Raw genomic sequence first — 5,654 nt, 5'->3', positions numbered from 1 at the left:
ACAGCAGGACACAAAACAATCCTGAGTTGGCTTTCCCAGCATTTTGATTGGGTAGCAGTTTGGGCGTCGGACAATCCTTTTAAGTCCCACTCCACATCCCTAGAACACAGATCCGCAATGCTGCTGTTAATCATTCAAGAAATTAATTCGCCGAAACACAATCTGTGCTTGCATCCAGAACTCAGCAGTTCGAGAACGCTAGAAACTGTCGAACAAGCAAGATTGCAGTGGCCGGATGCAGAGTTCACCCTGGTAATAGGTTCGGATTTGGTGGGGCAACTGCCTCGCTGGTACAAATTTGAACAGTTGTTAAAACAAGTGGAGTTGCTGATAGTACCGCGGCCCGGTTATCCGTCAGAACAGTTAGATTTGTGGCAGTTGAGGCGCAGCGGTGCAGAAGTGGCGATCGCATCTTTGAATGCTCCCAATGTTTCTTCTACCTCCTATCGCGAAACAGGAGATACCGAAGCCCTAACTCCAACCATCGAAGATTATATTAATCGGGAGCATTTGTACGCATGGCACGAGGAACAAAAAAGAGCGAAAGTTGCTCATTAGCTGACTTTAAAGTAGGAGTAGATAATGCCATTTTCTCCGTCGATACCGCGCACAACCGCTTGTTGGTGCTGTTAGTAATGCGGCCTGACGAACCGTTTATCGACTGTTGGAGTCTTCCCGGTACTTTGGTGCGACAGGGAGAGTCTCTGGAAAATGCAGCTTACCGAATTTTGTCTGAAAAAATCCGGGCGAAAAATTTGTATTTGGAGCAACTGTATACTTTTGGAGAACCGGGGCGCGATCCTCGGGAATTTACCAGAGGCAATCGCTATCTTTCGGTAAGTTATTTTGCTTTAGTTCGGTTTGAGGAAGCTGAGTTAATTACTGGGAGTGTAGTTGCAGGTGTCAGCCACCGCGTCGGCGGTATTGCTTGGTATCCCGTCCAACAAGTTCCTAAGCTGGCCTTCGATCACAATCAAATTCTCGAATACGGATACCGACGACTCCGCAATAAACTCGAATACAGTCCGGTAGCTTTTGAAGTTTTGCCGGAGCTTTTTACTTTGAGCGATTTGTATCAACTTTATACCACTATTTTGGGGGTGAACTTTTCGGATTATTCTAATTTTAGAGCTCGATTATTGAAATTAGGTTTTTTGTGCGATACCGGGGTTAAGGTTTCGCGAGGGGCTGGCCGTCCTGCTAGTTTGTACCGCTTTGATGCGGCAGCTTTTGCTCCTTTCAAAAATAAGCCACTGGTGTTTATCTAAATGTTCAACGGATCGCGCGCCCAAAAACAAAAACCCCCGACAATAGCCGTGGAAATCCCCAAAGTTTAGACTCTTGTTCAATCTGCCAGATTCATCTGGAAGAGTCAATCTAAAATCTCAAACCTAAAATCTAAAATTGACTGACATTGCGGAATTGATTTAGTAAGATGAGAAGAGAAGCTATTAAGGAGTGCTGGTGATGAAAGACCCCGATCAATGCGCTAATATTCACGAAGTGCGGGAGGAAATTGATATTATCGATCGAGAAGTGATCGACGCTTTGAGCAAGAGATTTCAATACGTCATCGCAGCAGCAAGGTTCAAAACGAGTGAAGCTAACGTTAGAGCGGCCGATCGCTTTCATAATATGTTACAGCAGCGGCGCGAGTGGGCTAAAGAATCGGGTTTGAACCCTGATGTGGTTGAAAATATTTACCGGGATTTGGTAAATTATTATATTGAAGAAGAGTTGAAACATTACAAGTCTGAGTAATGCTTCCCTACATTCAAATCTAGAATTATTAGGAAATTGAGTCCGCGCGGGCGGACTGTTAGCAATATTTATGAGGTGAATTGGTAATATGAAAATTGCGATCGCACAACTCAACCCTACGATTGGCGATATCTCTGGCAACTCCAACCTCATTCTGGAGGCTGCGAAAAAAGCGACTGTTGAGCGCGCAAACTTATTGCTAACACCGGAACTTTCCCTAATCGGTTATCCGCCGCGCGATTTGTTGATGGATGCGAGTTTTATTGCAGCCGCCGCCACACAGTTGCAGAAACTCGCGCAAGATTTGCCGCCGGATTTGACCGTGATAGTCGGTACTGTCGTACCTAATGCTCATGCTGTTAAATTAGGCGGAAAATCATTGTTCAACAGCGCTGTTTTATTGCAAAATGGGGCGGTCAAACAAGTTTTTCACAAACGCTTGTTGCCTACTTATGATGTATTTGATGAAGATAGATATTTTGAACCGGGAGAAAACAGCAATTACTTTACTGTTGGCGAACTCAAAATTGGCGTGACAATTTGTGAAGATTTGTGGAACAACGTGGAGTTTTGGGGGAAACGCAGTTACGCGGGCAATCCGATTGCCGATTTGGCAAAATTGGGCGTAGATTTAGTGGTGAATTTGTCGGCATCGCCTTATTCTGCGGGAAAGCGGGGAGTGCGATCGGCTATGTTGCAGCACAGCGTCATCCGCTGCGGGATACCGATTGTTTATGCTAATCAGGTAGGGGGAAATGATGATATTATTTTTGATGGCAGCAGTTTTGCTGTGGATCGAAAGGGTGATTTGATTCAGGTTTTAATTTCTTTTGAAACTGATTTTGCGGTGCTGGAATATGAGGAAAACAAACAAGATTTAGTGGGAAGCAATCAGCAAAGTGCAGCAGAAATTGAGGCGGTGCAGTTGAGTTTTTATCCGCCAGAAGGAGATGCAGAAATTTGGGCTGCTTTGGTTTTGGGAGTGCGAGATTATGTTCGCAAGTGCGGTTTTTCTAAGGTTGTACTCGGTTTGAGCGGCGGGATAGATTCGGCTTTGGTGGCGGCGATCGCCAGTTGCGCGATCGGGCCGGAAAATGTGCTGGGGGTGTTGATGCCTTCTCCTTACAGTTCGGATCATTCGGTTAATGATGCTTTGGAATTAGCCCGAAATCTGGGTATGGCGATCGAACTGTTGCCGATCGGCGATTTGATGAAATCTTACGATCGCACTCTCGCCGATTTGTTTGTCAATACAACTTTCGGGATTGCTGAAGAAAATATTCAATCCCGAATTCGAGGCAATCTGTTGATGGCAATTTCTAATAAGTTCGGACAGTTGCTGCTTTCGACGGGAAACAAATCAGAAATGTCGGTGGGTTACTGCACTCTGTACGGCGATATGAATGGCGGATTGGCGGTGATTTCTGATGTGTTCAAAAGTCGCGTTTATTCGCTTTGTCGGTGGCTGAATGCTGGCGGATATGCAGGGACTGTGCCTCCGTTTCCTTCCCCTAGCAAGGAGATAATTCCGGTTAATATTATTAGTAAAGCCCCTAGTGCGGAACTGAAACCGGGACAAGTTGACCGAGATTCTTTGCCTGATTACGATGTTTTGGATGACATCTTGCAGCGATCGATCGAACATCACCAATCTGTCCCAGAAATTGTGGCGGCGGGACACGACGCAGCGGTGGTTAAATTTGTAGTAAAATTAGTCAGGCAATCGGAGTTTAAACGCCGACAAGCAGCCCCTGGTTTAAAAATTAGCGATCGAGCTTTTGGTACCGGCTGGCGAATGCCGATCGCCAAAGCTTCCTTTTATTAAACGCATTATGGTTAACATTGATGGTAGTTTCGGCTTCGATTTTCTCGTCGGAAGTCCCAGCAGCGATGCGATTAGAGGATTTGCTGGTAATGACACTATTCAAGGTTTGGCGGGAAATGACCTGATTTTTGGCGATCGCGACAATGACTTGCTCGCGGGAAATGAAGGTGCTGATACCCTGTTTGGAGGTCTTTCAAACGATACAATCTATGGAGGACAAGATTCGGATTGGATTAATGGCGATCGGGGTAGCGATTTGCTAATTGGCGGCGAAGGTAAGGATATCTTGACAGGAGGCGCGGGCGATGATTTATTTGTGATTGACACAACCTCCGCCGCATCTACTATTACTGAAGCCGATGCAATTACAGATTTTGGCAGCGGCAACGATAAAATTGTCTTGACTGATAACATAAAGTTTAGCGATTTAAACATTTTTGTTTCAGACAACCAAACTATTATGCAAGATCGAAACTCTGGCAACTATTTAGGAGTTTTTTTAGGAAAACTCAATTTGAATGAATCCAACTTTATCTCGCTGTTTGGCGGGATAGATACTGGCCAAGTTTTGCCAGTTTCTGCGAACATTATTGTGGGCGATCGCCCGCTGGGACTCGAAGTGGCGAAAACTCCCCAAGAACAAGCAATTGGCTTAATGTTTCGCACAGAATTGCCCGATGACAGGGGAATGCTTTTTCCGATCGCCCCCGCGCGAAATGTGCGTTTCTGGATGAAAAACGTGTTAATCGAGCTCGATATGGTTTTTATCCGCGAAGGCACTGTGCAGGCGATAATTCCCAACGTACCGCCGTGTTTGAGCGACACCTGCCCCAACTACGGCCCGGATGTCCCCGTGGACGGAGTTATTGAACTCAAAGGCGGAAGGGCTGCTGAATTGGGATTGAAAGTGGGCGATCGGATTCCCAATTTGCCATAAAAAGCATATTATTTTACAACAGCATTCAACATTATGTGCATCCTATGAATCCTATTGAATTAAAAATCATCCCCAATCAAACTCAAGACGGTTTAGCTTACCAACATTTGCGCTTGCGAATTACAACTCAAGACGGTATTATCACACCCGATGATTTACAAGGTTTGAAACTTCCCGAAGGCGTTCAATTCAGCCAAGGAATTGTCATTGAAGGTAGAGGAGCGATTTGGCTGTACGGGTATTTAGTCCACGAATGCCATCCTGCAGCTTGGGTTGGATGTTACGATCCGCGATTGGAAGGTGCGGTGGTGGTAGCAACCCACAAGCACGAAGTATCGGTTGGACAGGTATTGAAATTGAGTTTGCCAAATTAATAGACCTCTTGCAAAAGTCCTTTTAATCAAATTTTGGGACGGGCTAGAAGCCCATCCCACAAGAAAAAAGATTTTTGTGGGATGGCTTTGAGCATCGTCCTAACTATTTTTGCAAGAAGTCTAATAAATTAGATACTATTGGGTAAATTACCCGCAGTATTTATAGGGGCGGGTTTTACCAACAATCTTTCAATCACATCCACAATATTTATCAACCCGCCCCCTCTCCCCACCTCATGTTGATTATTTGTAATAACTTACATCTTGCACCATTCTCCATAAGCTCTTAAAAACCGGGTTTCTGAACGAGAGATATAGGTTGTGATGCTAAATTAGCGGTCAGAAACCCGGTTTTGGCCACAGGTGCAACATCTCATACCATTTTTCTAAAGATGTGGTATGAATGAAGTCTTAGCCCCCCCTTCGCACGGGGGGGTTGGGGGGGTTAATGTCTAGCGCTACTTTATGAAATTGGTATCAGTAATAACCTACTTATTAAGCTGCTGCAATTAAAATTTATCCTTTCACCGGCAAAACGATCGCAAACTCAGTCCCAACTCCGGCTTCCGCATTCACCTCAATGCTTCCGCCATGTTTTTCTACCGCAATCTGATGGGCAATTGTCAACCCCAATCCTGTTCCTTTCCCGACACATTTTGTCGTAAACAAATGGTCGAAAATCTGCTTTTTCACTTCCTCTTTCATCCCTGTACCGTTATCAGCAATTTTAATTTGAATCTGAACTTCCACCAGTAAA

General features: G+C 45.0%; 7 protein-coding genes. 6 read left to right on the top strand and 1 reads right to left on the bottom strand.

Going from position 1 to position 5,654, the window contains the following annotated elements; translation table 11 throughout:
• From WBA89_RS15305 to crn3, 6 genes are all read left to right on the top strand, one after another.
• A partial coding sequence (locus WBA89_RS15305) for a nicotinate-nucleotide adenylyltransferase (protein ID WP_424407823.1) occupies nt 1-558 on the top strand: 558 nt, incomplete at its 5' end.
• The gene (locus WBA89_RS15300) at nt 519-1,268 is read left to right on the top strand and encodes an NUDIX hydrolase (protein ID WP_424407821.1); all 750 of its coding nucleotides are present in this window, start codon (nt 519-521) and stop codon (nt 1,266-1,268) included. The genes WBA89_RS15305 and WBA89_RS15300, both read left to right, overlap by 40 nt.
• A gap of 199 nt (nt 1,269-1,467) precedes the next feature.
• A complete protein-coding gene (locus tag WBA89_RS15295) occupies nt 1,468-1,761 on the top strand; it encodes an isochorismate lyase (RefSeq protein ID WP_424407819.1) in 294 nt (97 codons plus the stop codon).
• An 88-nt stretch (nt 1,762-1,849) separates the two neighbouring features.
• On the top strand, nt 1,850-3,586 hold the full coding sequence (locus WBA89_RS15290; RefSeq protein ID WP_424407817.1) for an NAD+ synthase: 1,737 nt from the start codon (nt 1,850-1,852) through the stop codon (nt 3,584-3,586).
• A gap of 7 nt (nt 3,587-3,593) precedes the next feature.
• Nucleotides 3,594-4,523 (top strand): DUF192 domain-containing protein, encoded by a 930-nt coding sequence (locus tag WBA89_RS15285; protein WP_424407815.1) that lies wholly within the window; start codon nt 3,594-3,596, stop codon nt 4,521-4,523.
• Nucleotides 4,524-4,567: 44 nt separating this feature from the next.
• Nucleotides 4,568-4,897 carry a CRISPR-associated ring nuclease Crn3/Csx3 gene (gene crn3, locus WBA89_RS15280; RefSeq protein WP_424407813.1) on the top strand — a complete coding sequence of 110 codons (330 nt, stop codon included), beginning with the start codon at nt 4,568-4,570 and terminating at the stop codon, nt 4,895-4,897.
• A gap of 516 nt (nt 4,898-5,413) precedes the next feature.
• Here crn3 and WBA89_RS15275 read toward each other — a convergent pair.
• On the bottom strand, nt 5,414-5,654 hold a 241-nt coding region (locus tag WBA89_RS15275), incomplete at its 5' end, for a sensor histidine kinase (protein ID WP_424407811.1).

The organism is Microcoleus sp. (assembly GCF_049646505.1).
Classification (GTDB): Bacteria; Cyanobacteriota; Cyanobacteriia; order Cyanobacteriales; family Microcoleaceae; genus Microcoleus.
This window is presented reverse-complemented; position numbering and strand designations above follow the sequence as displayed.